This is a genomic window from Mycobacterium sp. IS-1590 (assembly GCF_001500025.1).
In the GTDB taxonomy this organism is placed as follows: domain Bacteria; phylum Actinomycetota; class Actinomycetes; order Mycobacteriales; family Mycobacteriaceae; genus Mycobacterium.
In genome coordinates this window covers 1-572 of sequence record NZ_LQIW01000047.1, presented here as the reverse complement: position 1 = coordinate 572, position 572 = coordinate 1, and the positions used below count along the sequence as shown (strand labels likewise).

Genomic DNA, 572 nt, shown 5'->3' with positions numbered 1-572 from the left:
AAGCTGCGAGTCGGGTTCAACCGCTCGACAAGCACCTCAAACGGCACATCCTGATGCTCATAGGCAGCCAGACTGCGCTGACGCACCTGCTCGATCAGCTCACCAACGGTGGGATCGCCGGCCAGATCGACCCGCAACACCAAGGTGTTGACGAAGAACCCGACCAGATCGTCGAGGGCAGGATCACGCCGCCCCGCGATCGGAAACCCAACGGCCACATCCTTGCTGGCGCTGAGTTCGGACAACAACGCAGACAGGGCGGCTTGTACCACCATGAATTTGGTCGCGTTATGCAAGCGGGCGACCCGAGCGATCTGGTGCTGCAACTCGGCCGACCAGTCCACGGCGACCGTGTCGCCTCGTTGATCGGCAACGGGCGGATACGGTCGATCGGTCGGCAGTTCGAGACGCTCCGGTATTCCGGCCAGCGCGTCTTCCCAGTAAGCCAGTTGCGCCGCGATGCGGCTGTCGGAATCCTGCAGTTCACCGAGTTGGGCGCGTTGCCACAGCGTGTAGTCGACGTACTGCACCGCCAGAGGCGCCCACTGCGGAGCCTGCCCAGCGCACCGGCT

At 63.8% G+C, this 572-nt stretch carries 1 protein-coding gene; it reads right to left on the bottom strand.

Going from position 1 to position 572, the window contains the following annotated elements:
- Positions 1 to 572: condensation domain-containing protein (locus tag AU197_RS21010; protein ID WP_156434511.1), on the bottom strand; the 572-nt coding region annotated here is incomplete at both ends.